Origin of the sequence: Flaviaestuariibacter amylovorans (genome assembly GCF_039541815.1) — a bacterium.
GTDB lineage: Bacteria > Bacteroidota > Bacteroidia > Chitinophagales > Chitinophagaceae > Flavisolibacter > Flavisolibacter amylovorans.
Genome location: NZ_BAABGY010000014.1, coordinates 80,989 through 106,447 on the forward strand (window position 1 = coordinate 80,989; position 25,459 = coordinate 106,447).

General features: G+C 62.6%; 24 protein-coding genes. 11 read left to right on the top strand and 13 right to left on the bottom strand.

Going from position 1 to position 25,459, the window contains the following annotated elements; translation table 11 throughout:
- Positions 1-32: 32 nt before the first annotated feature.
- On the bottom strand, positions 33-1,211 hold the full coding sequence (locus ABD937_RS19105) for an efflux RND transporter periplasmic adaptor subunit (protein WP_345257476.1): 1,179 nt from the start codon (positions 1,209-1,211) through the stop codon (positions 33-35).
- A 131-nt stretch (positions 1,212-1,342) separates the two neighbouring features.
- Positions 1,343-1,951, bottom strand: a complete 609-nt coding sequence (locus ABD937_RS19110) for a TetR/AcrR family transcriptional regulator (protein WP_345257477.1) — start codon at positions 1,949-1,951, stop codon at positions 1,343-1,345.
- Positions 1,952-2,176: 225 nt separating this feature from the next.
- On the opposite strand from ABD937_RS19110, the gene ABD937_RS19115 reads away from it, so the two are divergent.
- The 5 genes from ABD937_RS19115 to ABD937_RS19135 all read left to right on the top strand — a co-directional run bounded on the left by ABD937_RS19115 (position 2,177) and on the right by ABD937_RS19135 (position 6,399).
- Complete coding sequence (locus ABD937_RS19115; RefSeq protein ID WP_345257479.1) at positions 2,177-2,704, top strand: hypothetical protein; 528 nt, start codon at positions 2,177-2,179, stop codon at positions 2,702-2,704.
- A 189-nt stretch (positions 2,705-2,893) separates the two neighbouring features.
- Complete coding sequence (locus ABD937_RS19120) at positions 2,894-4,129, top strand: MFS transporter (RefSeq protein ID WP_345257480.1); 1,236 nt, start codon at positions 2,894-2,896, stop codon at positions 4,127-4,129.
- Complete coding sequence (locus ABD937_RS19125) at positions 4,126-5,118, top strand: type I glyceraldehyde-3-phosphate dehydrogenase (protein ID WP_345257481.1); 993 nt, start codon at positions 4,126-4,128, stop codon at positions 5,116-5,118. Before ABD937_RS19120 ends, ABD937_RS19125 begins: the two co-directional genes overlap by 4 nt.
- A gap of 71 nt (positions 5,119-5,189) precedes the next feature.
- Positions 5,190-6,137, top strand: a complete 948-nt coding sequence (locus ABD937_RS19130) for a hypothetical protein (protein WP_345257482.1) — start codon at positions 5,190-5,192, stop codon at positions 6,135-6,137.
- Positions 6,138-6,177: 40 nt separating this feature from the next.
- Entirely contained in the window at positions 6,178-6,399 is a 222-nt protein-coding gene (locus ABD937_RS19135) for a hypothetical protein (RefSeq protein ID WP_345257483.1), read from the top strand.
- Between the two features lie 41 nt (positions 6,400-6,440).
- Here the strand turns inward: ABD937_RS19135 and ABD937_RS19140 are convergent, their stop codons facing one another.
- From ABD937_RS19140 to ABD937_RS19190, 11 genes are all read right to left on the bottom strand, one after another.
- Positions 6,441-7,538, bottom strand: coding sequence for a hypothetical protein (locus ABD937_RS19140; RefSeq protein WP_345257484.1), 1,098 nt, complete (start codon positions 7,536-7,538; stop codon positions 6,441-6,443).
- 108 nt (positions 7,539-7,646) lie between these two features.
- Positions 7,647-8,690, bottom strand: coding sequence for an NAD(P)-dependent alcohol dehydrogenase (locus ABD937_RS19145; protein WP_345257485.1), 1,044 nt, complete (start codon positions 8,688-8,690; stop codon positions 7,647-7,649).
- A gap of 78 nt (positions 8,691-8,768) precedes the next feature.
- A complete protein-coding gene (locus tag ABD937_RS19150) occupies positions 8,769-10,505 on the bottom strand; it encodes a hypothetical protein (RefSeq protein ID WP_345257487.1) in 1,737 nt (578 codons plus the stop codon).
- The gene (locus ABD937_RS19155) at positions 10,480-12,882 is read right to left on the bottom strand and encodes a hypothetical protein (protein ID WP_345257488.1); all 2,403 of its coding nucleotides are present in this window, start codon (positions 12,880-12,882) and stop codon (positions 10,480-10,482) included. Before ABD937_RS19155 ends, ABD937_RS19150 begins: the two co-directional genes overlap by 26 nt.
- Positions 12,866-13,612 carry a hypothetical protein gene (locus tag ABD937_RS19160; protein ID WP_345257489.1) on the bottom strand — a complete coding sequence of 249 codons (747 nt, stop codon included), beginning with the start codon at positions 13,610-13,612 and terminating at the stop codon, positions 12,866-12,868. Before ABD937_RS19160 ends, ABD937_RS19155 begins: the two co-directional genes overlap by 17 nt.
- Positions 13,585-14,715, bottom strand: coding sequence for an AAA family ATPase (locus tag ABD937_RS19165; RefSeq protein WP_345257490.1), 1,131 nt, complete (start codon positions 14,713-14,715; stop codon positions 13,585-13,587). Before ABD937_RS19165 ends, ABD937_RS19160 begins: the two co-directional genes overlap by 28 nt.
- Positions 14,699-15,349, bottom strand: coding sequence for a hypothetical protein (locus tag ABD937_RS19170; RefSeq protein ID WP_345257491.1), 651 nt, complete (start codon positions 15,347-15,349; stop codon positions 14,699-14,701). Before ABD937_RS19170 ends, ABD937_RS19165 begins: the two co-directional genes overlap by 17 nt.
- 175 nt (positions 15,350-15,524) lie before the next feature.
- Positions 15,525-16,991, bottom strand: coding sequence for a nicotinate phosphoribosyltransferase (locus ABD937_RS19175; RefSeq protein ID WP_345257492.1), 1,467 nt, complete (start codon positions 16,989-16,991; stop codon positions 15,525-15,527).
- Complete coding sequence (locus ABD937_RS19180) at positions 16,988-17,908, bottom strand: NUDIX domain-containing protein (RefSeq protein WP_345257493.1); 921 nt, start codon at positions 17,906-17,908, stop codon at positions 16,988-16,990. Before ABD937_RS19180 ends, ABD937_RS19175 begins: the two co-directional genes overlap by 4 nt.
- A gap of 347 nt (positions 17,909-18,255) precedes the next feature.
- Complete coding sequence (locus tag ABD937_RS19185; protein ID WP_345257494.1) at positions 18,256-18,948, bottom strand: NUDIX hydrolase; 693 nt, start codon at positions 18,946-18,948, stop codon at positions 18,256-18,258.
- A gap of 89 nt (positions 18,949-19,037) precedes the next feature.
- Positions 19,038-19,397: a four helix bundle protein gene (locus ABD937_RS19190; RefSeq protein ID WP_345257495.1), complete on the bottom strand. Its 360-nt coding sequence runs from the start codon at positions 19,395-19,397 to the stop codon at positions 19,038-19,040.
- Positions 19,398-19,597: 200 nt separating this feature from the next.
- Here ABD937_RS19190 and ABD937_RS19195 point away from each other — a divergent pair, with 200 nt between their 5' ends.
- The 6 genes from ABD937_RS19195 (at position 19,598) to ABD937_RS19220 (ending at position 25,027) form a co-directional block, all read left to right on the top strand.
- Positions 19,598-21,187 (top strand): class I SAM-dependent methyltransferase, encoded by a 1,590-nt coding sequence (locus tag ABD937_RS19195; RefSeq protein WP_345257497.1) that lies wholly within the window; start codon positions 19,598-19,600, stop codon positions 21,185-21,187.
- Between the two features lie 119 nt (positions 21,188-21,306).
- On the top strand, positions 21,307-21,624 hold the full coding sequence (locus ABD937_RS19200; protein ID WP_345257498.1) for a TFIIB-type zinc ribbon-containing protein: 318 nt from the start codon (positions 21,307-21,309) through the stop codon (positions 21,622-21,624).
- A 184-nt stretch (positions 21,625-21,808) separates the two neighbouring features.
- Positions 21,809-21,979 carry a LamG-like jellyroll fold domain-containing protein gene (locus ABD937_RS19205; protein WP_345257499.1) on the top strand — a complete coding sequence of 57 codons (171 nt, stop codon included), beginning with the start codon at positions 21,809-21,811 and terminating at the stop codon, positions 21,977-21,979.
- Between the two features lie 486 nt (positions 21,980-22,465).
- Positions 22,466-23,194 carry an outer membrane beta-barrel protein gene (locus tag ABD937_RS19210; protein ID WP_345257500.1) on the top strand — a complete coding sequence of 243 codons (729 nt, stop codon included), beginning with the start codon at positions 22,466-22,468 and terminating at the stop codon, positions 23,192-23,194.
- Between the two features lie 198 nt (positions 23,195-23,392).
- The gene (gene hflX, locus ABD937_RS19215) at positions 23,393-24,583 is read left to right on the top strand and encodes a GTPase HflX (protein WP_345257502.1); all 1,191 of its coding nucleotides are present in this window, start codon (positions 23,393-23,395) and stop codon (positions 24,581-24,583) included.
- 105 nt (positions 24,584-24,688) lie between these two features.
- Positions 24,689-25,027 carry a Rieske (2Fe-2S) protein gene (locus ABD937_RS19220; protein WP_345257503.1) on the top strand — a complete coding sequence of 113 codons (339 nt, stop codon included), beginning with the start codon at positions 24,689-24,691 and terminating at the stop codon, positions 25,025-25,027.
- Positions 25,028-25,459 lie beyond the last annotated feature (432 nt).

Here is a 25,459-nt window from a genome sequence, read left to right on the forward strand (position 1 = left end):
GGTGTACCGCGGGCGCAGTACCGTAGAAATACTTATAGCGGGCGCACTTTCAGGAGGCTGTCCATCGGCAGCGGCTGCGGCTGGATGACGGCGCCGTCCTTGAGGCGATCGAGGCCGGTGTACACGAGGCGGTCGCCGGGCTTCACGCCTTCCTGCAGGAGGTAATACGTACCGGAAGTGGCGGCGGGTGCGATTGGCACGCTCACTACTTTGTTGCTGTCGGCGAGGCGAAACACGAAGACCTTATCCTGGAGCTCGAAGGTGGCCTCCTGCGGCACCACGGCGGCTGCGGGCAGCTGCACGGGCAGGCGCACGGTGCCGGTATTGCCCGAGCGCAGCAGCCCGTCGGGGTTGGCGAAGGCGGCGCGGAACGCGATGGAGCCCGTGTTGCCGGAGAACTGGCCCGTCACGAGTTCCACCTTGCCTTTGTACGTGTACGAAGTGCCGTCGGGGAGCCGTAATTCTACGGGCGCCATGCCGCGGATCTTCTGCTCCACGGTGGCACCGGCATACCGCTCCTTGAAGCGCAGGAATTCTTCCTCACCCAGCGAGAAGTAAGCGTACACCGTCTTCAGCTCGGAGAGCACCGTCAGCGGCTCCGGCGTGCCGGCACCTACGAGCGAGCCCACCTTCATCGGGATGCGGCCGATGTATCCGTCGGCAGGTGCGGTGATGCGGGTATAACCGAGGTTCACTTCGGCGGAGCGCACAACGGCGGCGGCCTGGGCCACCTGCGCCGAGGCGGCGTTGGCGGCGGCCTGCGCGCTGCGTAGCTGCACGTCAGACACCACGTTCTTTTCCACGAGGGGCTTCAGCCGGTCAACATGGATCTGCGCGGAAGTAAGCGATGCGCGGGCGGCGGCAAGCGCGGCCCGGGCCGTGTTCAGCTGCTCGCGGTATACGCGGTCGTTGATGCGGAAGAGGAGCTGGCCGCGGCGCACACGGGCGCCTTCGTCTACGGAAATGGCTTCGATGATGCCTTCCACCTGAGGCAGGATTTCGATGTCCCTGGAGCCTTCGAGAGCGGCAGAGTATTCCTGGTAGATGGTGGCGGGCGCGGCCTGCACGGTGATTACCGGGAGGGCGGGCGGAGGCGGGGCGCCGGGGCCGGCGGGAGAGGCAGAAGAGGAGGTGCAGGAGTTGAGGAGCAGCAGGAGCGCGATGAGGCCTACGATTACCGGCGCGCCGTTGAGGATGGAATTAAAACGCATAGCAGTGGAGTTTGAGGAGCGGGGCTCCCGGTGAGACAATAAGGTGCCGCCCGGAGGAGCACCCGGTTTTTTCAGATTAAATAACGTTACTATGTTTCCTAACAGTGTTAGACTTCAGGGCAAAAAAAAGGTCACCCTTTCAGGTTCCGGATGAACCCGTTGACCGCATCGTCCAGCACTATTTTGTTGAGCTCGTCGGAAACGTCGGAGGAGCCCATCATCTTGATGGACACGAGTCCGTGCATCACCGACCACAGGGTATGGTACTTCAGGCAGACGGAGGTCGAATCGGTCGCCGCCGGCTTGTTTTCCAGGAGGGTCAGGATCGGCGCCACCAGCTTGTCGCGGAAGGCGGCTTTCTCGGGCATGCACTTTTCCACTTCGCAGGTCGCCATCCCGATGCCGAACATCAGCTGGTAGTGCTCCTGGTTGCGGAACGCGAAATGCCAGTAGGCGTCGGCCATCGCGCGGATCTGGTCTTCCGGCGCGGGGTGCTTCGCTGCGGCCACTTCCAGCTCGGCGGCGAGGAGGCGGTAGCCTTCCTTCGCGAATTCGAAGAGGATCGCTTCTTTATTGGCGAAGTGGTCGTAGATCACCGGCACGCTGTACTCGATGGCTTCGGCGATCTTACGGATCGACAGGGCCTGCCAGCCCTCGCTCTTCACCATTTGCCAGCTGGTGGAGAGAATGGCGGCGCGCACTTCCTCTTTCTGTCTTTTCCTGCGATCTACGATTCCCATAGTGGTGTCGATTAACCTAACAGCGTTAGCAAAAATAGGAGCGTTTTATTTTCCCGCGAAAACTTTTTTTCCCTGCAGCGTCCCTTTTTTTAGCCGCCGGGCCCTTTCGGGCTATGAATCAATCGTTTAGGATGATTGTTAAACGGGCACTGCCTTAAAAAAAAGCACCTTCGCGCCAACCAACCACCTATGTGCTGGTGTCGTATAGATATCAAGATGCAACCCATGAAAAAACGATCCGTCCTCCTGTTCCTCCTCTTCGTGCTTTGCCAACAGGTATCCGCGCAACGAAAAAGCCTTTCGCTGGGCACGCTGTTCGGATCGTCGCTGCGGCAGGCCGGCTTCGGCTATGGGCTTTCCCTCGAAGGCTACCGCAGCAGTCGTCACGGCGGCGCCTTCAGCCTCTCCGCAGGCGTCCTGCGTCTTTCGGACGGGGGCATCAAAGGCGACGACCGCACCACGCTCTTATCGCTGCAATTCGGTTACCGGCAGCAGTTCCACCGGTTCTACCTGCAGCCCCGGCTGGGCATCGGCGCCATGAACGGGCGCATCGACATCGGCGGCGACTGGGCGCGCTCTTCCGTAGCCGCCTTTTTCGGCACGCTCGAAACGGGGTACAGCCCCGGGCGCTTTCAACTCGGCGCCTTCCTGCAATGGACGCGCGGCATCGAAGGGAGCAACGCAGGCACCTGGCACAACCGGAGCCTCCCCTTCGCAGGCCTGCGCCTGGCCGCTTACCTTGCCGGTCGTTGATGCCGCCAAAAGTCAAAATTCAAAAGTCAAAAGCTTTATACGAGACTAGCGCTTGCGTGTCCGGGCATTTTGCCTTTTGAATTTTGAATTTTGACTTCCGCAAAAGATCCGCTCCCAGCTGTGTCGGCACATCGGGCCATAACTGTTCCGGTACCGCCGGCACAAATAGCGGTAGCTTTGCGGCTCCTCATGTTCCGCTCCATCATCGATACGTACCGGCGCTCCTTCTCCGGCCTCAGCCGCGAGACCTGGCTGCTCGCCACGGTGATCCTCATCAACCGATGCGGCTACATGGCCGTGCCCTTCATGAGCCTGTACGTGACGCAGCACCTGCACCGATCGCCTTCCGACGCGGGGCTCATCATCATGCTCTTCGGCATCGGCTCCATCGCCGGCGCAGCGGTGGGCGGCGCCCTCACCGACCGCATCGGCCACCGCCCCGTGCAGATCAACTCGCTCATCGCGGGCGGCATCCTGTTCCTGCTTTTCGCCTACGTAACGCACTTTGCAACCCTCTGCGTGCTGTCGCTGGTCATCTCCTTCTTCATCGAGTCGTTCCGCCCGGCCAACTTCGCGGCCACACACTCCTATGCGAAGCCCGGCACCAACACCCGCTCCTATGCCCTCAACCGCCTCGCCATGAACATCGGCTGGGCCGTGGGCTCCTCGCTCGGCGGCTTCCTGGCGCTGGTCGACTACCAGCTGATCTTCCTCGTTGACGGGGGCATCAGCATCCTTGCTGGCCTGGCCGTGATGGGATTGCTGCCGCGGGCCCGGGGCGCGATGCGCAAGCTGAAAGAGAAGGCGAAAGGCGTGGTCACGCGGAGGCCCTGGCAGGACGCGCTCTTCCTGCGCTTCATGGCGCTCACCACGCTCTTTGCCACCTGCTTCTTCCTGCTGTTCCGGATCGGCCCGGTGTTCTTCAAGGAAGAATGGCACCTCAACGAAGGCACCATCGGCCTCCTCCTGGCCTTCAACGGCGTCTTCATCGCCCTTTTCGAGATGGTGCTGATCGCCCGCCTCGAGCAGCGGCGCCCGCCCCTGCAATACGTCATTGCCGGCGCGCTCTTCCTTGCCGCCTCCTACCTGTTCCTGGCGCTGCCGGTAGCCCTGGCCCTCTTCGGCGCCCTGATGTCGATGCTGCTGTTCACCATCGGCGAGATGTTCGCGCTGCCCTTCATCAACACCTTCGTGATCAGCCGCACCTCGGAGCACAACCGCGGGCAATACGCCGCCGGCTACACCCTGTGCTGGAGCTGCGCGCAGGTGATCGGGCCCGCCGGCGGGTTCTTCCTCGCCGAGCGCTGGGGCTATAACCTGCTCTGGATCCTCGTGTTTGCGCTCCTGCTCCTTGCGGCATGGGGCTTCTATTTCCTTTACCAAAGGGCGCGGCACGAAGTGCCGCTCCGCACCGCTTCCGCATGACCACCCGCATCGCCATCAACGGCATGGGCCGTATCGGGCGCCTCCTGTTCCGGCGCCTCATGAAGGACCCCGATATCCGCATCGTAGCCGTCAACGACCTGATGGACGGCGCCAACTGTGCCTACCTGCTGCGCCACGACTCGATCTACGGCAACAGTCCGCTGCGCCTCGATTTCAAAGAGGGCGCACTCCACGGGGCCGGCACCCCGATCCCCTACCTGCAGGAGCCCGACCCGGCAAAGCTGCCCTGGAACGACCTGGGGGTTGACCTCGTGCTCGAATGCACGGGGCGGTTCACCACGCGGCAAAAGGCGGAGCAGCACCTGGCGGCCGGCGCGGGGCGCGTGCTCCTTTCCACCACCGGCTCCGACGACGTGCCCCTGTATATCTACGGACACAACCAACAGGGTTTGCGCGCCGCCGATACGCTCCTCTCCCCCGGCGGCTGCATGACCAACTGTGCCACCAACCTCATCGCCATCATGGAAGGCCTCGGCATCGAGTCGGTGCAGATCCATATGGTGCATTCCTATACCTCGCGGCAGGAGCTCGTGGACGGACCCAACGCCGACTTCCGGAGGGGCCGCGCCGCCGCCGAATCCATCATCCCCGTACCCATCGATCTCGACCATGCGCTGCTGCGCCTGTTCCCGCATCTACAGGGCCGCGTGGCCTCCGTCAGCACCCGGGTGCCCGTGGCCAACGGCGCCCTCGGCGACTTCACGTTCCTGATGAAGGAGGAAACGAGCGCGGCGGCCGTCAATGCACACCTGCGCGCGGCGGCAAACAGCATGCACGAAGGCATCGTGGGCTACACCGAAGAGCCGCTCGTATCGCTCGATGTGAAGGGCGATCCGCACTCCGCGCTGGTAGACGGCACATTGACTTCCGCCGCGGGCCGCCTCGTGAAGCTGTTCGCCTTTTTCGACAACGAGTACGGCTACACAAGCCGCGTCATCGACTGGATCCGGTACTGGCGCTTGCTGTAGGTAGGCGGGTCGCTGCTCTCCTGGCGCAGCGCATTGCGGAAGTTCCTATCTTGATGCGGTAACCGATGCTTATGCGCCCCCTGCTCCTGCTGCTTGTGCTGCTCATTTTCGGCAATAGCCCCGCCCGCGCGCTTACCTGGGACGAGCCCTGGGCCGACAGCGTGATCCGGAAGTCGTCTTCTTTCGTGCTCGGCAACGTACTCTCCAGCGATCCGCGCACCGGCATCCGGATACAGGTGTTCCGCACCCTCGGCGGCAAGCCCGTCCCCGACACGGTGCTGATCAGCGGCTTCTACGACCTGCGTATCTGCAGCAACTCCGGCGACGTACCCGAGTTCCGCATCCAGAAAACAGACAGCTGCTATTTCTTCCTGTACGAAGATGCAGACCAGCGTTTCAGCATTGCCACGCCAACCACCGGCTTCGACTATGTGCTCGACGGCCAGGTGATCGGCACCTACCGCCACAGCTACCACCAGGCGCAGGTGCCAGTGGCGGCCTACGAGCTTACGATGGGCGCCATTTTCAACCACTACCACGGCCGTTCCTACGACGCGGCGGCGGTCCGCGCCTTCGTGCTCGAGCAACTGGGCCAGCCGCCGGCAGGCTTCGGCGAGCAGGAGCTCGGGCGGTTCTTCCGGCAGCACGCGGCGCTCGAGACCGTATACCACCTGCGCCTGCAGGTGCCCGAAACTCTGCTGCTGCCCTTCCTCCGCGACCGCAAGAACTTTCACAACCAGGTTTCCGGGGCGCGCGCGCTGGGCAGTATTCCTACGGGCAGTGCCCGGGGCGCCCTGCTGGCCGTGGTCGGCGACAGCACCTACCGGGGCTTCGTGCAGGTGATGTGCCTCAGGGCCCTCGGACCCGATCCCAAAGATTTTAAAAGCAGGCTGCAGCAACTCGAAGAAACGGCAACGGACGAAGAGGATGACTTCGGCGGCAACCTCATGGATCCGCGGATCTGCACCGACCTCCCCTCCGTAAAAAAGGCCATCCGGCGTCTCCTGGACCAGCTGTAAGCATCCGCTTTCCGTCCGGCCGCATTTCGTAACTTGACGCATGCTCCTGCTCTACGGACTGTACACGATCGCCAAAGTCCTTGTTTTATTGGTTGTTTTGCCCGGGCTCCTGGTCTGGAGCCTGCTGTATGAAAAGGAGCCGGACTTCGATGCGCTGAAGGCCGCTGCAGAAAAGGAAGAGCAGGAACGGAAAAGGCTGCTGGCGGAGGCGCGGCAACAGTACCTGGCGTCAAGCCGGAGAAGACGCCACTACAAACGATAAGGCCGCACCCGGGTGCGGCCTTATCGTTGAACGGATGAAGGTCAGTCTTGCTGCAGCGCCTCCACCCGCCCCCTTGCCGAGGAAGGGAGCGGCGAATAGGTGACCGAAGCCATTGCGCGGCGGCCGCGGATGGTGCCATTGTCGTTATACACGTGCGCTTTCACCGTGACCTTGTGCACCTCGGAGAAAAGCACCTGCAGGCGCGTATCGTAATAAAAGCTTTGCTCGATGCCGTATACGGCCAGCTTCTCGGCACCCAGGCTGCTCCGCGTCACCACGTATTCCCGGACGCGGCCCGGATCATTCACGTCATACACCGCCATCGTATCCGTAGCGCCAAAGTCGGCGAAAAAGGTGCGCGGGTTCATGAACGGCTTGCGCGTATCGGGATTGAGCTCGTTGCGCAGCTTCACCTTTCCCTTGAGCGCCGCTTCCAGCAGCTGGTAGACCGGGTTGGGCTCCTGTACCGTAAGAATACGGTCGTCGGCCGGGCCGCGGAGGCCGTCGAATGCGAACTGGTAATTGATGATAACCGTGCCGAGGTAGATGCGGTCTTTGGGGTTGGAGCGCGGTGCTGCGCCCCCCTTGTAGAAGGAGGTACTGAAGCGGGGCGCCCACTGCGCGCGGCCCGAAGAATCCGGCGCCCCTTCCAGCGGCGAAACCAGGATGTTGTCGACATAGAACCGCCCGCCCTTCAGGTATACGAGCTGCCGGAGTTGAAACAGCTCCAGGTCGGCTCCACGGCAGGTATCGCAGTAGAAACGATAGGCCTGCGTGCTGTCGAAGCGGCGGCGCACGGTGGGGGGAAGATCTTTATACGCCCGTGTAAAATCGGGGAGCGCATCGCCGGAAGCCCGCTCCGAGAGCTGCGCGCGCGATACCGGACCCGCTTCGCGCACGCGCAGGTCGGTGCCCGGCACCCGGTAGGTCCGCAGCCGGCCCGAGTCGAGCTGCCGCGCATAGAGGCGGTTGAGGCTTTGCGGCAGCACCCGCGGCAGGAGGGCCACTACCTTGTCGGCCTCGGCGGCCCAGCGCACGGTGGTATCGGTCGACAGAAAGCTTCCGTAAGCATGTTCCTGCTGCGCGGCGGCGCCGGCAGCGGTGAGTACGGCAATAAGGGAGCACAGGGATCTCAGCATGGTTGGGTGTGTAACGAAGATAGGCCTGGGCATATTGCCCGGCAGGCGCCCGCCACAAACGGGTAAGCCGCGCTGGAGGGCGCGGCTTACCTGATATCCGGATAAGGGTCAGAGCGTGGCGAGGTCGATCACGAAGCGGTACTTCACGTCGCCCTTCATCATGCGCTCATAGGACTCGTTGATGTCTTTCATGGCAATGAGCTCGACGTCGGACACGATATTGTGCTCGGCACAGTAGTCGAGCATCTCCTGCGTTTCGGGGATGCCGCCGATGAGCGAGCCGGCGATGCTGCGGCGCTCCATGATGAGGTTGAAGGCCGGGATCTGTGCCGGCGCCGGGGGTGCGCCCACGCAGATCAGCACGCCATCGGTATTGAGCAGGTTGAGGTAGGTATTGTAGTCGTGCGGTGCCGACACTGTATCGATGATGAAATCAAAATACTTGTAGAGGCCTTTCATCGTTTCCTCGTTGCTCGTGAGGGCGAAGCGGTGCGCGCCGAGGCGCTTCGCGTCGGCCTCCTTCGAGGGCGATCCGCTCAGCATGGTCACTTCGGCGCCAAAGGAAGCGGCAAACTTCACCGCCATATGGCCCAGGCCACCGAGGCCCAGCACGCCTACCTTGTGGCCTTTACCCACCCCCCACTTGCGGAGCGGCGACCAGGTGGTGATACCGGCGCAGAGCAGCGGCGCCACGGCCTTCAGGTCCAGCTTTTCCGACACCTTCAGCACAAACTCCTCGGTGGTCACGATCTGCTTGCTGTAGCCGCCATAGGTCACGGTCTTGCCGTCGCGCTCGAGCGCGTTGTAGGTTCCGACGGAACCATTTTCGCAATACTGCTCGAGGCCATCCTGGCACTTGGAGCACTCGCGGCAGGAGTCTACGAGGCAGCCCACGCCGGCAAGGTCGCCCACCTTGAACTTTTTCACGTGGCTGCCCACCTCGGTCACGCGGCCCACGATCTCGTGGCCGGGCACCATGGGGAAGATGGAGTTGCCCCACTCGTTGCGCACCTGGTGGATATCGGAGTGGCAGACCCCGCAGTAGAGGATCTCGATCTGTACGTCGTGCGGGCCTGTGGCGCGGCGCTCGAGGCTAAAGTCGCGCAGCGGCGATTGCGCGTCATATGCCGCATATGCTTTTGTTGTGCTCATGTGAATCGTTGGTTTACGACAAATGTAACCGCGGGCCAGACGCGTTCATCCGCATCTCCCTTCAGCAGGAGCGGCAACTCAGGCTCCTCGTTTCCGACGCCCGAGCTGGAAGCGCATCGTGTCTTTCACCAGCTCTTTGTCGCCGGGGTTGAAGCCGTGAAGTGCGGAGCTGATGGCCGGGTTCCGGTCTACGTACCGGAGCACCACATCATAGGCCAGCGCGCGCACCGGCGACACCAGTGCGGGCCTCCGCCCGAACACATGCTCCAGCACCCGCAGGTACACCTCGTAGTTCTGCGGTCCGACGTCCTGGCGTGAGAGGTCGGCAAGACTAGTTGCGAGCTCGCGGTCGTCGGCAGCGCGGTCACACCAGGTACGCAGGCAGGCTTCCGACTCCCGGCCCGCGCGGAAGCCGCGGAGCAGGGTGGCGTTGGCAGCCGCATCGTCGAGCATCTTGGCCGCCTGCAGGTGTGCCGCCTGCAGGTAGCGCCCTGTGTTGATGTGCGCATCCACCACCAGCTGGTAATAATGCAACGCCTCTTTCTCCTGGCGCAGCTCGCGGTAGAGATCGCCCACCTTTTCGTGCAGGCCAAGCTCCTTATACAGCTCGATGGCGCTGGCCGTCATGCAGCCCTTTTCGTAGCACTCCGCGGCGGCCTTGCGGTCGTTGCAGAACTTGAGGTAGATCGAAGCCGCTTCCTGGTAATGCCCGCCCTGCTCGAGCGTGGCCGCCGCCTGCCGGTAATCTTTCAGGAGCTTTAGGTAAACGAAAGCGGCCTTGTGGTATTCGCCGCGCCGGATGAGCTCTTGCGCCGTGTTGCGGTATTGCTCCTGCAGGCGCTGGTAGGCACTCGCCTCCAGGGAAAAGCCACCACCGCCGCCGCTGCCGCCGATCAGGTTACCGAGCAGCGAGAAGTCGAGCCAGCGGGGCAGCAGGCTGAAGCTGCCGCCGTCGCCCCCGCGCGCAACGCCGCCCTCGTCGAGCGGCACGGCATAGCGAAGCGCATCGAGCGGATCTTTCCGGAGCAGTTCGAGCAACCGGTCTACCTGCTTCTGGTTGCGGCGCTGCAGGCTTTCGAAGTCTTCCTGCATTCGTTGCTGCCAGCCGTCTTCCTTGCCGCCCAGGAGCCCGCGGAGCCGCGCCAGTGCGCCCAGCAGCGGCCTGGGTTCGGTGCCGCTCCCTTCAGCAGCGGTGCCGGTGTGCTTCCCGAACAATCCTTTATAAAAAAACAGCTTTGCCTTCTCCAACGGGTTGAGGGGTTTCTCGTCGAGCGACGCGCGCTTCGGGAACGCCTGCTGCTCCATGTTGCTGATCACATCGTCGGCCGGCACCGGCGCCACCTGGAGGGTCTTTACCCGCATCGGTATAAATACGGATGCCGCAGGCTCGCGCAGCAACGGGCTTGCCGGTTCGGGCAGGGCCAGCAGTGCGGTCCAGTCTACCGGCGCCTCCAGCTCCACGAAGCCCATGTCGGGGTGCATCAGGTGCGGCTTGCCGGCCAGTAGGCGGGTGAGCTCCCCGTCGGCAAGGCGTGGGTAGAGCTGCGCACGCGCCGGCAGGTAGAGAAGGCCACCCGCCAGCTGCAGGGCCTCGAAGGGCCCCGGGTCGTCGGGCCAGGCGCCGGGCGGCGGAACAATGAGGCAGCCCCATACCGAGTTGGCGACGGCGCCGGGCAGTGGAAATACGGTAGCCTCCTCCACCGACAGACCGAGGGCCTGCAGGGCAGCAGCCCAGGTGCGCACGGAGGCGCCCTTCACCAGGAGGCCGGCGAGCGGGTACAGGTTGCGGTCAGCGGGTTTGATCCGTAGTTCCATGGGTGAGGATGCGGTGGATGAATTTAGCGATGTAATGCTTGAAAAACGTGGGCGGATCGATGTAGCGCAGGTGCGGCGCCGCAAAGCCGGCATCGCCCGTCCATACTTCCTCGGTGGCGAGTGCGGTGGTCACGTGCAGGATCGTGGTGAAGTAGATCGCCGGCAGGCTGGGTTCTGCGCTTTGAAGTACCGCCATCCCGTCGGGATGGATACGTACGGTGCTTCCGTCCGGGAAACGGAATTCCTGGTTGCCCGACCACTCCGCGGATACGGCGTGCTCGGCCCGGTAGTTCGGCTCCAATCCTACCCACTGCTGGCTGCGTCCAAAAAGACCGGTCATCTTCAACTCCAGGTCGTTGAGCTGCAGGGCGCCCTCCGTGCTGATCCACACCCGTTTAGGGCGGGTCAGCAGGTTGCCCGCATGATAGTAGGAAGCGGTCGCTGCCTGCACTGCGGCTTTCGCCTGGGCAGTTCGCTCGGCGAGTTCGTACGGACGGTGAAATCGCGGCTGCAAATGATGCGTCACCTGTTCCAGCTTCTTGCACACCGGCTCGCCCCAGCCAATGCTGAAGACCGTCTGCCCATGGGCGCCGCCGGCCATATAGAAGCGGTCTTTCTCGAAGATCACGCCCCGCACGCGGCTAAAGTCGGCCTCGGTAATGGGCGCGCTGCGCTGCTCGCCGTTGTCGAGATGAAAGAGTACGATCAGTTTTTGCTTCCGCTCATAAGTAAGCAACAGGTGCTCGCCCCTTGTGGTACGCCCTGCTGCGAGCGGCCGCAACTGCGGGGGGATGCCCTCGAGCATCAGGTACATGCCTTTCGACTGGCGCTCCGGGCGTGCGTCGCCCGTATCCACCAGCACCGACCCGCTGCGGGTGATCACGATGTGCTCCGCCTTGTCGAGGGCAAACAGGTGCCGGTAGCGCAGGGGCTTGGAAAAGAGTACCGGGTACCGCGCGAAGGCCGCGTCGGCCGCGGGCAGCCGCTGCGGGCGGGCTTCCTGTTGCGCGGGCGGACGCTGCGCGGCCCACAGCTCCTTCAACGGAAGCCGCAGTTGCTGCAGCAGCTTCCGCGCGTTGTGCTGCCGGCGGTACAGATCCACCGAGCCGTCGGCATCCGTATGCAGCCAGTATTGAAACGAGGTGTAATGCTCCTGGATCACCTTGTGCACGCCCGGCTGCGCGGCGGCATCGCGCGCGCAGATGAAGAAGACCTCGCTGTTGCGGTGCAGCTCTCCCGAACGGAAGAAGGCGGCGAGCCCCTCGGCAGCATCCGCGCAGGGCGACAGCACCTGCAACGCATCGATGAGGCCCGCTACCGAGTCGAAGGCAATGGCCCCATATCCCTTACCAATGGCAAAGGCACGGCAGGGGATATCGGTCTTGGGGTGCCGGGCAATGGCGAGCAGCAGCGCATAGGCGAGCACCTTGGGCGTGCCCCAGCTGCGGATCGAGGTGTCGATGAGCAGGATGCGTTCGCGGTCGTTGTGCTCCGGCGGCACCTCGCGGTTGATGTAGAGCGCCTCGTTGTTGGCAACGCGCAGGGCAAACTGGTCGTCGTCGTAGGCGAATTCGGTAATGAGCAGCCGGTCGAAGGGGCCCTTGTTGGTAAGGTCCGATACGCCCCCGATCGGCTGCTGGCTCGGGAGGCTGTAGTGATGCGGGATCTGCAAGCCGCTCCAGAGGCGCTTCACGAGGGCCGCCACCGCAAAGGTGCGCGGCTCCTCCAAGAGCTCGTCGAGGAGGTCCTTCGACGGCCCTTCGGGACCGGGCTCCGGTTGTATTTCTACGGGTACCTGCGGCAGGGCCGTCAGCGCATCGAGGATGGAGGGCTCATCGGGGAAGCGCCGGTCGAGGAGGCCGATGGCACGAAAGTCCTTGTAAAACACGGCACGCGGGAAGCCCGCATCGGGCGCGCGCTCCGCTTCGGCAAGCGCTGCGGTTGTAAAGCCTTGCGCCACCGCGCGGGCGTTAGATACCGAAAGCGCATTGTGCACCTGGCCAAAGATGGCCTGCAGCAGGAGCAGGCGGTTCCGGCCTTCGCGGTATTGCCGGGGCAGCACGGCGAGCCGCTCCAGGAAGGCCCGCACCGGCGGTAGGAGCACGCGGTGTCCATGCGTCGCATGCAGCTGTGCCTCCACCAGGCGGAAAGTATGCGCCACGTGCTCGCTCCCCTGCGGGTTGGTGGCGGCGAGGGCCAACAGCACCGCCCCGAAGGGCGGCAGCCCCTGCGGCGCCAGGAAGTCGAGCACCTCCTGTACATAGTCGCGGTAGGCAATGGTGGCCCCATCGCGCAGCGAGAGCACGTCGCCGCCTTCTTCCCAGCACCAGAAGTAGTGGGCGCCGCCTTGCAGGTATCGGTCAGCGGCCTCCGGCATGCGCGGCATTTTGGGTATTGCGGAAAGAGCCGATGGAGAGCGGCTTAAAGAGGGTCTTGTCGGCAAGCCAGTAGCCGCCTTCGGGTGGAAACAGGATCCAGTGGCCGCCCGAAGGATCGAGGCGGGCCTGCAGGGCGGGCGCCAGCACCGGGAACTCGAGGTCGCTGCCGGCCGGAAGCAGCAGGTTGCCGCGGCGCCAGAAGGCAACGCCCGGCAGGGGCAGCAGCGGCGTGCCGGTGATGAGGGCGGCGCGCTCGCTCACCAGCAGCCAGCGCAGCGGCGCGAGGCGCACGGCGGGCGCCCCTTCCATATAGGCCGCCAGCGAAGGGAGCGGCGCCAGCAGTGCCTGCGGCGCCTGCTCCGTGTGCGTGGGCACCAGCCGTATATCTACGGTATCGGGCACGCCGAAATAATTATGGTTGCCCCGGGGCAGCGTCACGGGCAGCGCCCGGTCGATGGGCGTCCAGAGCAGCGAAGGCAGGCGCCGATCCGGCAGGCGGCTACCCAGCGGGAACAGCAGGCCATCCGCGGCGGTGTACAGCTTCTTGTAGGGAATGCTTTTTACGGCCACCGATTCGATCTCCGCTACGCTGAGGTCCCGGACCCAGATGAGCCCCTCCTCGGTTCCCACCTTCAGATGCGCGGCCCCGCGGAGCCCGCCGAGCAGGTCGCGGTGCTCCCCAGCGATGCAGAGGTAATAGCCTACACCGTTTGCAGGATCGACTGCCATAGCGATTCGATTTGAGACTGGATGTATTGCTGGTGCTCCCCGTTGCGGACCCAATGGGTGCGGGTCTGCACATAGCGGAGCTTGTCCTTGATCACGTTCTGCTCCTCGAAGGAAAGGCCGGCGCTGGCCCAACGGCCGCGCAGCAGCTCCACCTCCTTCATCAGCTCCTCGGCATTGGGCGCGCCGTTGCCGAGCGCCTGTGGGTGCGCCGACGCGGCGGGCGCTCCTTCAAGCAGCTTGTCGACGATGCCGGCCAGGATCTCCACCTGCTCCTCCGTATCCCAGATGTACTTGAGCACCCAGAGGTCCGAGCGCAGGGCTTCGCTGCGCCCGCAGATGAGGGCCGACGCGGCGATCAGGTGCTGCAATTTCACCGCCCGGCGGTCCGACACCTTGATGCCGGTATTGCGGAGCGTATGTACGAGGTCAACAAAGGTCTTGCGCACCGGCGCCAGGTCCACGCCGCGGCATTGCTGCTGCAGGGCCCGTATTTCTTCGGGTGTGATCATGGGTCTGTTCGTATCGATACGCCCGTCGAGCCGCCAGCCGGCCAGCAGCACCTCGGGCAGCAGGTCGGGATCCACGTAGTCGCAGCGCACGCGGATCAGAAAGCGGTCGAGCAGGGCGCCCAGCGCCTCGTCTTCGGGCAGCGTGTTGGAGGCGGATACGAACATGAGCGCCGGCAGGTCGCGCGTTTCCTTGCCACGGCGGAAGACGCGCTCGTTGAGCGCCATGAGCAGCGAGTTGAGGATGGCGCTGTTGGCGTTGAAGATCTCGTCGAGGAACACGAGGGCCGCCTCGGGCATCATGCCCTCGGTATTGGTCACAAGCTCACCCTCCTTGAGGCGGCGGATGTCGAAGGGCCCGAAGATCTCGTTGGGCTCCGTAAAGCGGGTGAGCAGGTACTCGAAGTTGCGGCCGCCGTCGATGCTCTGCGACAGGGTGCGTACGAGGGCGCTCTTGGCCGTTCCCGGCGGGCCGAGGAGGAAAGCGTTCTCGCGGGCCAGCAAGCCGATGCCCAGCAGGTCTACGATCTCGTTCTTGCCGACGAAGGCGGACTTCACGTGCGTGAGTACGGCGTTCAGTTTATCGATGGGGGTCATGTGCGTGTGTTTGGTTGACAAAAGCAGGCCAGAGTTCCGGAGCATAGAGGCCCAGCGCCGCTTCCACAGAAGGCCGCAGCGCAGGCGTGGAGGCAAGAACAAGGGCGCCACGAGCGATCACGCGGTCGGCATAGAGTGCGCGGAGGCAAGGGCTCTCCGCAACAGACGTCCAGTTGAGGCGCTCCGGCGGCAACGCGTAGCCGACACCCGAAAAATGGAAGTGGGCCAGGCGGTCTTCGAGCAGGGGCAGCAGCGCGTCTTCGGGATCGATCAGGCGCAGCTGCGTGAGCACGTCGGGCAGAAAGCGCAGCGTCAGATCGGCCGACAGCACTTCGGATGGCGAAGGCGTACCGGTATATGCGGGCAAGAGCGCCGCGGCATCCCTGGGGCGGAGCTCGCGGTGCAGGATCAGTTGCGCGGCGGTGTACAGGAGCTGCGCTGCCCAGAGCGCGGCATCCGGGGCAAACGGCGGCACCGCATGGGGCCAGGTGCTGCTTTCGGAGCTGTAGGCCTTTCCCAGCCAGACAACCGCTTCCTGCCGGTGGCCGGCCGACACCTCCAACACCCTTCCGAACAGGAGCAACTCCTCGTAGTAGCGCAGGTGGTGCAGGGTCTTGAGCAGGTAGTTCTCCATATCGCACGGTTCCGGGGTTGAACAGGGCCGGGTGTTTGGGAAACAAGATAAGAAAGAGAAAAGGTTTTGGGTGGTTTTGATGGGTTCTGGATGGTTTGAAAGGTTCAGGATCACGGATCGACTAGGCAGGGTCCTTTTGCGCAGCAATCATTCCGCCCTAACCCTGCAAAACCCATCAAAACTTTTCAAAACCATTCAAAACCTTTTCTTCGAGGCGCTTCCGCTCGGCCGCGAGGCGCTCGCGGATCTCATCGTAGGATTGCTCCGCGCACAGAACGCCGTTCTCGAATACCGTGATGAGCTCGTCGGCGCGTTCCGGGTACTCCGCTTCGCCCACCGTGCGGTAGCCGTCGGCGGCGCGCACCAGCTTGAGGCGACCGCCCTTCGAGCCTTTGAACGAGCGGTGCAGGCGGCCGCTGCCATCAAGCTCCAGCGGGCGCTTGCGCACCTCGGTGCCGGCGCCGTTCACCTCGGCCCAGGAGCACTTGAGCGCGAATTGCTGCGTGTCGCGGTCCACCTTCTGTAGCAGCGCGCCGCCCATGCCCAGCACCAGGTTCTCGGCCGAGATGCCGTTGACCTGCAGTGCGCCGTAGATGGCCCGGATCGAGTCGAGGTCCACGCCATCGCCCTGCAGCACGCGCACCTGCGGCGGCAACACCTTGTAGCCCTTCTCGTTGACCGTGTACCCGAATTTCTCCAGCAGGATGTCCATCACGCGCAACAGGGTAAATACGGGATCGCCGCTGTCGGGACGGATCACGAGCGTACCCTCCCGCGCGAGCACCTGGTCCCTCAGCGTACCGCCCCAGTAGTCGGCGCAGGCGCGGAAGATGTCGTAGGAGTCGGACACACAGGCCACGATGCCGGTGGGGTAGGTCTCGAGCACATGGCGAAATACATCGAGCTCACCGGCCTCGCCGAGCAGTGTGCACACGGAGTGCTCCGTGGCCGGAACCGAGCCGCCCCACATTTTGTCGGCACCATAGTAGCGGCGCGCAAGCACCGAGCCCGCAATCGTGTCGGAGCCGCGGAAGCTGAGGAGGTGCGCGGCGGCACCGAGGCCAGCGCTTTCCACCGAGCTCACGCCACGGAAGCCGAAGTCGTTGAGCACGTACCCGGTGTCGCCCTCCGCAGCTGCCGAAGCCGTATCGCGGTAATAGCGCTCCACCACGCGGCGTACCTCGTGCGACAGGGTGGCCACCGTAGACGGGTACCATACCTGCATCAATAGCGTTTCGAGGAAGTTGGTGAGCCAGAAGCAGGCCGGGTCGGTGTTCTCGATCGTGAGGAGCACGTTGTGTACGGGAACGAGGCTGCCCTCGCGCACCGCACGGATGCGCACCGGCAGGCGGCCGCCGTGGCGCCCGAGGATGTAGCGGAACAGCGACGGATCAAAGACGTCGTTGCGACCGAACACTTCGGGCATCCATTCGGCGGCTTCTTCGATCTTATCCGTTGTGACCACGGCCCCCTCGAGGTAGTGCTTCAGGAAATACTGCAGCCCGAAGAATACGGTGTTGTCGAAGCGCCCGCCGCGGCTCTCGAGGTAGGAGTAGATGCGGCTCGTACCGGGCTGGTAGAGGCGGTGGTGCGAGTACTTGTAGGCATCGGCCAGGAGCAACAGGTTCTCTTGCGTTTTCATATAGAAAGGTTTTTGATGAGTGAGGGAGATTCGTTGGCAGCCAACAATCCGATCAGCGGAACGTGCTCCCGGCTGATGCTGCCGTCGGCGCAGAGCGCGGGCAGTGCTTCTACGGGAAACCAGGCAACGCGTGCGAGGTCGTCGGCCGCCTCAGGAGTGCCGTATACGAGGTCGGTGGCGAAGAGCAGCGTCACGATCTTGCCGGCCTCGCGGCGGTAGCGCCAATCGTCGATGCGGGCGGACCCGACATAATGCAGGGCGCCTGTTTCCACCGGGCCGCACTCTTCGGCGAGCTCGCGCCGGGCAGCCGCTTCGAAGGAGGGATCGGTGGGGTCGGCAAAGCCGCCTGGCAGCCGCCATTGCGCCGCTCCCGGCTTCTGCCCCAGCAACAGGCAGCGGCGCTCGTCTTTATAGAGCGCAATGTCGACCGTAGGATACACATGCACGTAAGCGTTGTGACAGGCGTAATTGATGCCGCAGCGAAAGTCTTCGGAGTCGCGCACCTCGTCGGCCAGCTCCTGCCGCAGGCCGGTGGCCGAGTGGGTTCCCTGCACGGGAAGCTCGGTCACGGGCAGGCTGCCGGAGTAGTAGGGGAGAAAAGAATCGCGGCTGCCGTAGAGCAGGAAGGCTTCGCCGGGAAAGGCGCTCTGCAGGAGCGCGTCGAGCGACCCGGACCAGGCGGTATCGGAGGGGTGATCGGCCAGCGGCAGCACCAGCAGCGAAGGATAGGCGCTCTTCAGCATCCGCTCGCGGGTGAAGAAGTCGAAGGGGTTGCGGCGGCTGCCTTTTACCGGCGACACGCCCAGCACCACGATCACCTTGCGGTGGCGGGCACCGACGGCTTCGAGGAGGTAGCGGTGTCCTTCATGGAGGTAGGGCGTTTGAAAGCGGGCTACGATGACTGCGGCGGCGTTCATTTTGCGTATATTTTACACAAATCTAGAACGGGACACGTTACGCGCCAAATTTTGCGTCTATTTTACGCATTTTATTTTTTTAGCAAATTGAAACTGCCCGGCACGCTGGCGCGGAAGCTGTAGCACAGAGGCCGCAGGCGGCCTCATCACGCGACGGCGCTACGGCGCAACGCCGCGACGAAAAGAAACGGGTAACCCGCTTTCACCAATGTCATTTATATGCTGAAAACGCAGTGAGCACTGCGGCCGCCCGGACACTCATCCGGCTCAAAAAACAACTCCTGTTAGAGCTGCATCCTTATCGCCACACCGCCCCATTGCCGATTCACGATTGACGATTCACGAAACTAGATCTCGAAGTTCATGCCTTCCTTCTGCAGCTGCTCGTAGCGCTTCTTGTTGAACCGGAACAGCTTGCTGGGGCGCCCCTTGCCCTCGCTTTTGGCTACTTCCTGCGTTTCGTCGAGAATGCCGAGTGCGAGCATTTTCTTGGCGAAGTTGCGGCGATCGATGGGGCGGTCGAGCAGGGCGCTGTAGAGGCGCTCGAGGTCGGCAAAGGGGAAGGTCTTGTCGAGCAGCTCGAAGCCGATGGGCTGGTAGCGGATCTTGGCGCGTACCCGCGCGATGGCGGCGCTCACGATCTCCTTGTGATCGAAGGCCAGCTTCGGCAGGGCGCCGATCGGGAACCACTGCACATCGGCGGCGTCGGTGCTTGCCTTCAGCTCCTGGAAGCGGCTGCTCTTCACGAGGGCGAAGTAGGCCACCGAGAGCACGCGCTGCCTCGGATCGCGGCCGGGATCGCCAAAGGTATAGAGCTGCTCGAGGTAGGGCGCCCTGATGCCGGTCTCCTCCTCCAGCTCGCGGCGCACGGCGGCCTCCAGCGACTCGTCGTCGTGCAAGAAGCCGCCGGGCAGGGCCCAGCCCTCCTGGAAAGGAGCATACTTGCGGCGGATGAGGAGCACCGACACGCCTTCGGTCTTCGCATAGCCGAACACGACGGCATCCACCGCCACCCGGATCCCGGATCGTTTTGTGGACATGGGGGCAAAGTAAGCGGAAATTGTGAGCAGGTGAGCAGGTGAGCAGGTGAGCGAGTGAGCAGGTGAGCGGGTGAGCGGGTGAGCGGCGCTCATTCGTTGGAAGAGATGAGCAGGCAGAGTAGCCGGTAGCAGCTTGTCATCGTTTCGCCGGGTTCAGAAAGCTGCTTTTTTTGAAAGTAGGATTGATCAACGGCGATTTCCAGCAGTGCATCGATCTCGGTAACGGAGCCGCGCGAGATTTCGAAAGAACGTTTTCTGTCTGGCTTTGTGCGGCGCGAACAGCCTTCTGCAAGATTCAAATGGACGGAAAGGGCTGCGCGCCGAAGCTGTCGGGTCATATGGAACCGCTCCTCGGGCGGAAGCAACCTTGACGCTCGGTAGCATGAAATGGTGAACGCCCTGCTTGCCTTATAAACTTCGAGGTTTTCGTGCTTGGAGTTGAGGAACATATTTTTTACTCCAAGCCAGCGCCTCCAGTGTCGTTGACCCTATGCGATCCTTCGCACCTCACGGCTTTTTTCCCGCCCGTTCCTGTTGTTATTCCCACGATGCTCACCCGCTGCCCTGCTCACCTGCTCACCTGCTCCCCCGCTCACGATTTCCCTGCAGCGCTTACCTTAGCCCGCACGATCACCGCCAAGCCACATCCATGTACCTCCTCTTCCCGGGCCGCCACCACTTGCTCACCAATTTCCAGTTCCAGTACCTGCAGCTCATCATCCATGAGGGCATCGCGCCGCTTGGCCTCGACGGGCAGCCGCTGCGCGACCTGGGCGAGGTACAGGCCCTCATCTTTGCCGTGACATCGGCCAACCATTCCAACACGCGCCGCAACCCGCTGCCCTTCTACCTGCGTGCCATCGCGCTCGAAGCCTTCGGTGCCGCCCTCGGCATCCCTACGTATATCTACGGGGTCGACGATGTGGGCGCCCTGCCCAACTTCGCGGACTACACCCTCAAGCGCATCCGCCACGAGAGCGAGGGCCGCTTCGACCTCAGCCCGGCAAACAGCGCGGTGGTCTGCTCCACGCAGGTGCTTGAAGGCTACCGCGACCTCGGCTTCCCGATCCTGCCCGCCGAGCTCGCCGACGCCGCCACGGGCCGCACCCACGCCGAGATGCCCTGGGACCTCGTGGAGCGGATCGCCGCTTGCCCCGACTGGCGCCGCGATCCCGGGCTGCCGCAGCAGGTGCACCCCGCCTCCTGGCGCGTGTGGTGGAACTACGGCCTCGGCGACAAGGTGCAGCTCCTCTTCCGCGATGCCATGATCGGCTCCGACGGCGACCTCACGGCCACGCGCGACTATAATGTATACGTGCGGCAGATGGATGAGATCGCGGAGATGAAGTACCGCGATACGGCACCGTTCATCCAGCCCGGCCGCATTGGCGACATCGGCTGCGCGGTGGGCTCCTGGATCCGCCAGGCCTGCGCCGACGACCGCTTCCGCGAATCGGATTTCTACGGGATCGAAGTGTCGCGCCCACTCTACGAGATCTGCCTGCAGCGGAAGAGCAACGGCGAATTCGCCAACCCCTTCGTCTTTTTTGCACAGCGCAACGCGGTCACGGGCCTCTCCTTCGAAGCGGGCTCCATGAACACGATCCATACTTCCTCGCTCACGCACGAGATCGAATCCTACGGCTCCCGCGCCGACCTGCTGCAGTTCATCCGCAACCGACACGCGGAGCTCGCGCCCGGCGGCGTGTGGATCAACCGCGACCCCGTGGGGCCGGACGACAAGGAACGGACGGTATGGCTCTGGCTCGATGACAGCGACGGCGATCGGGACGATGCGACCCCGGTGGCCGGCGACCGCCGGGAGCAGAAGGCGGTACTCGACCGGCTCTCGACACGTGCCCGCTTTTTCCGCTTTGCCGCCGGCTTCCGGCGCGACAAAGGGTATTCGCTTGCATACAAGGAAGTAACGCTGGCGGGAAGGCACTACCTCGAGTTGTCGCTGCGCGACGCAGCCGAGTACCTGCTGCATAAGGACTACACCGACAACTGGGACAGCGAGCTCCACGAGACGTATTGCTTCTGGAGCTTCAGCGAATGGAAGGCAGCGCTGGAAGAGGCGGGCTTCCGCATCCACCCCGACTCGAAGGCCTACACCAACGACTGGATCCGCGCCCAGCGCTGGGAAGGAAAGGCGGCCTTGTATGCAAGGGAGGGTGACGACCTGCAGCCCCTCGATTTCCCGGTGACCACGATGCTGCTGATCGGTGTCAAAAGCTGACGCGGTTTGAAGCTTGGTGTTTGTAGTTTAACGTCGAGCGCCAACCAACAAAACCTTCAAAACCCACAAAACCTTTCAAAACCTTTCGCTCCTCCGTAAATTGCGTGAAACCCTTTGCTATGAAATGTCCCAATTGCGACGCGACGCTGGTGATGGCGGAGCGCCAGGGCGTGGAGATCGACTATTGCCCGCAGTGCCGCGGCGTATGGCTCGACCGCGGCGAGCTCGACAAGATCATCGAGCGTGCCGCCGAGAACGAGCAGCGTGCTGCGCCGCCCCCTCCGCCGCCTCCCCCGCCGCCTCCACACACCTCTTACCCGAAGCAGGACCCCTATTACGACCCCTACGGCAAAAAGCACCATGACCCGTATTACGATCCGCACTACAAGCACAAGAAAAAGAAAGGCTTCCTCGGCGACTTCTTCGATTTCGACTGATACGCCGCCTCGGCACGGAAAGGCGCGGGCTGATCGGCCCGTACCGCCAACCCGCACCTTTACCGTATAACTACTGACCAGGAGCATACCCCTCGCCACCTTCCTCGGAGCGGGAGCGTTCTTTGCCGCTTGCAGCCGCTCCGAAGACGCCGCACCGACACCGGTGCCGAACAACCCGTCGGCCATGTACACCCCGAACCTCAACTTCGGCGTCTGCAACACGGCACCAATGTATTTCGGCATCTGGTGGGCCCAGGACCGGCGCGCCTTCAACGGCCGCCTCGATAATATCCGCATCTACAACCGCGCGCTCCGCGATGACGAGATCCGGCACATCAACCTGAATAACCTGTAGCACAGCAGAATATTGAATAAAGAAGGAGGGACGGGATTCCCTCCTTTTTTGTGGGCATTAGTTGCCGGAATGGCAAGGAAGAGAAAGAACGCGGATTATACAGATTTAATACGATTGGCGCGGATAGTGGCTTGCCGTCTAAAGAATCCGCGTCTGCGGGTCGCGCGTAGGTACGACTTGTCAGTACGATAAGGTATGGCGCAGAAACGACCATTACAAATAGACCAATAAGCCAATAGACGATTTCTCCTTAGCGAATACCTTAGCCTCTTCTTTTCTTAGCGGTAAAAAACACCTTCTACACCTTATTATGCCTCCCCAGCGCGCAAAGAGGGACCGGCCAGGAAGAGATCTCAGATCTGCGGTCGCAGACCTGAGATCCCGCGCCAACGGCCCGTCGGCGCGATTTATGTATCTTCGCGGCCGCGGCGACTTAACCTTTCATTAACCCTTCGCCGTTTACATTTGTTGCCTTTAACAATTATTATGAGAAAATCGCTTTTGGTGGCCCTGGCCCTGCTGACCTCGGGAATCGTGATGGCCCAATCGGACTCTACCGTAAAACGCGGGCTGCTGACCCCGCGGAGCCTTCCCAAGGGCAACGACCACCTGATGGTGCAGTTTGGCGTAACGCAATGGATGAACCGCCCCGACTCCCTCAACACCGGCGGTATCTCCCGCTCCCTGAACCTTTACTTCATGATCAACTTCCCCTTCCGCACCAACCCGCGCCTGTCGGCTGCCATTGGCGTAGGGGTAGGCTCCGATAATATCTTCCTGAAAGAGACCGACATCCGCATCCGCGACGTGGCCTCCTCGATCGCCTTCCGCGACGTATCCGATACGAACCACTTCAAGAAGACCAAGCTGACCACCGACTACCTCGAAGTTCCCGTAGAGCTGCGCTACAGCGCGAAGCCCGAGGACGACGCCCATAGCCTCAAGTTCGCCATCGGCGTGAAAGTGGGCGCCCTGCTGCAGGCCAAGGTCAAGAACAAGGAGCTGCAGAATGCCGCCGACCAGGCGATCAACGACTTCAAGGAAAAGCAATACAGCAAGCGCTTCTTCAACAGCAACCGCCTCGTGGCCACCGCCCGCATCGGTTACGGCCACTTCAGCCTCTTCGGCGCCTACCAGCTCTCCCGCGTCTTCCGCGAGAACATGGGTCCCGACGTGCGCCCGCTGAGCATCGGCCTCTCCATCAGCGGCCTGTAAAGGTTTCACGCAAAGGCGCAAAGCACGCAAAAAGCGCAAAGCATATCAGAAAGCCGCACTCCGTGCGGCTTTCTTCATGTTCACCTGCCTTCCCGCGCGACAGAAGTAGGAAAACAGGATTTTGCGTGCTTCGCGCTCTTTGCGGCTTTGCGCGAAATGCAACCGCCCCGGCCCCACGTTTGCTTACTTTTGAGTCTTATGATCGATAAGCAGAACCAGATCCAGGAAGAAGAAACGGCCGTGCTGATAGGCGTTGTGCAGAAGGAGCAGACCGAGACGCAGGTGACCGAGTACCTCGACGAGCTCGCGTTCCTGGCCGAAACGGCCGGAGCCATTACCGTAAAGCGGTTTATCCAGAAGCTGGCACGCCCCGAGCCCCGCACCTTCGTAGGCAAGGGCAAGCTCGAGGAGATCCGCCTTTATGTGCAGGCCCATAACATCAAAGTCATCATCTTCGACGACGAGCTGACGGGCGCCCAGATCGGCAACGTGCAGAAGGAAGTGAAGTGCAAGGTCATCGACCGCTCCGACCTCATCCTCGACATCTTCGCCCGCCGCGCCAAAACGGCGCAGGCAAAGGCCCAGGTGGAGCTCGCGCAGTACCAGTACATCCTGCCCCGCCTCCGCGGCATGTGGAGTCACCTCGAGCGCCTCGGTGGCGGTATCGGTACCCGCGGCCCTGGTGAGACCGAGATCGAGACCGACCGACGCATCGTGCGCGAGAAGATCTCGCTGCTGCGCAAGCGCCTCAAGGAGATCGATAAGCAGGCCTTTACCCAGCGCAAGGACCGCGGCGAGTTCATCCGCGTGTCGCTGGTGGGCTACACCAACGTGGGCAAGAGCACCATCATGAACCTGCTCAGCAAGAGCGAGGTGTTGGCCGAGAACAAGCTCTTCGCCACCCTCGACACCACCACGCGCAAGATCGTGTACGAGGGCACGCCCTTCCTGCTTTCCGATACGGTGGGCTTCATCCGCAAGCTGCCGCACCACCTCGTGGAGAGCTTCAAGAGCACGCTCGACGAGGTGCGCGAGGCCGACCTGCTGCTGCACGTGGTGGACCTCTCGCATGCGCAATACGAGGACCAGATGGGTACGGTCAACAAGACGCTGCAGGAGCTTAAATCGTTTGAGAAGCCGATCCTCGTCATCTTCAACAAGCTGGATGAATACGTGAAGCGCACCTTTGACGCCTGGCTGGAGGAAGACACCAAAAAGGAGATCCTCCGCGACCTCGAGGAGCGCTGGCAGCGCGACACCAACGGCAACGCCTTGTTCATTTCGGCCATCGAGCGCACGAACCTGGAGGCGCTGCGCGCAACGATCCTGCAGAAGGTGCGGGAGCTGTACCGGATCCGGTATCCGTATAAGACCGAGTTCTTCTATTAATCAAAAAGGCAAAACGGAAGAAGCCTCGCTACTTTCCTGAACGCGGGGTACAAACCGGAAGGACGCCTGCACGAGAAGAATTTTGACTTTTGAATTTTTAATTTCATGGAATGGATCAAGATCGCCGAGGCACCTGACGAGTTCCTTTGGAACGACCGCAACCTGGTGGAGATCGAGGCGGCGGGCCGCTCGTTCTGCCTGGCCCGCCACAACGGGAAGCTTTTTGCCGTGGCGCCGAAATGTCCGCACGCCTCGGGGCGCTTCGTGCACGGCGCCATTGACGGGCAGGGCAACGTGGTGTGTCCGCTCCACCGCTATAAATTTTGCCTGGCCAACGGGCGCAATGTGAGTGGCGAGGGCTACTACCTCAAGCATTGGCCGGTGGAGGTGCGGGACGACGGCGTGTATGTCGGGATGCAGAAGGGCCTGTTCGGCTTGGGCTGAGTCATCTTTCGGCGATGGGAAAACCAGATTTAGGGGCGGCTGCCCCTATTTTTTTACGGCTTCCATGTTCCAACACTAAGTATTCTTCATTAGTGGCCGCAAAAAGTTGCGGGAAGCAAAAACCAAAATCCGTGTGCTCCGTATGTTGTTATAGAATCCAATGCCGATGAAGCCGATCCAATCCTGAAAAGACCGATCCTATCCTTTGAGAACCGATCCAATCCTTTGAAATCCGCTCCTGTATCCGATGAAGACCTGTCCAGATCCTAACCGAAAACCGAAGATCCAGTCCTGAAGAACCCGACCGTCCCTACTGAAAATGCAACCTGAAACACCGTACTACGAAGTTTGCCCCCGGCCTTGGCCGGGGGTTCTTTATGGCGGCTGGTGGAGGGGTGGGTCTGGCCTGCAAGGCCTTCCGGCTGAGGGGGT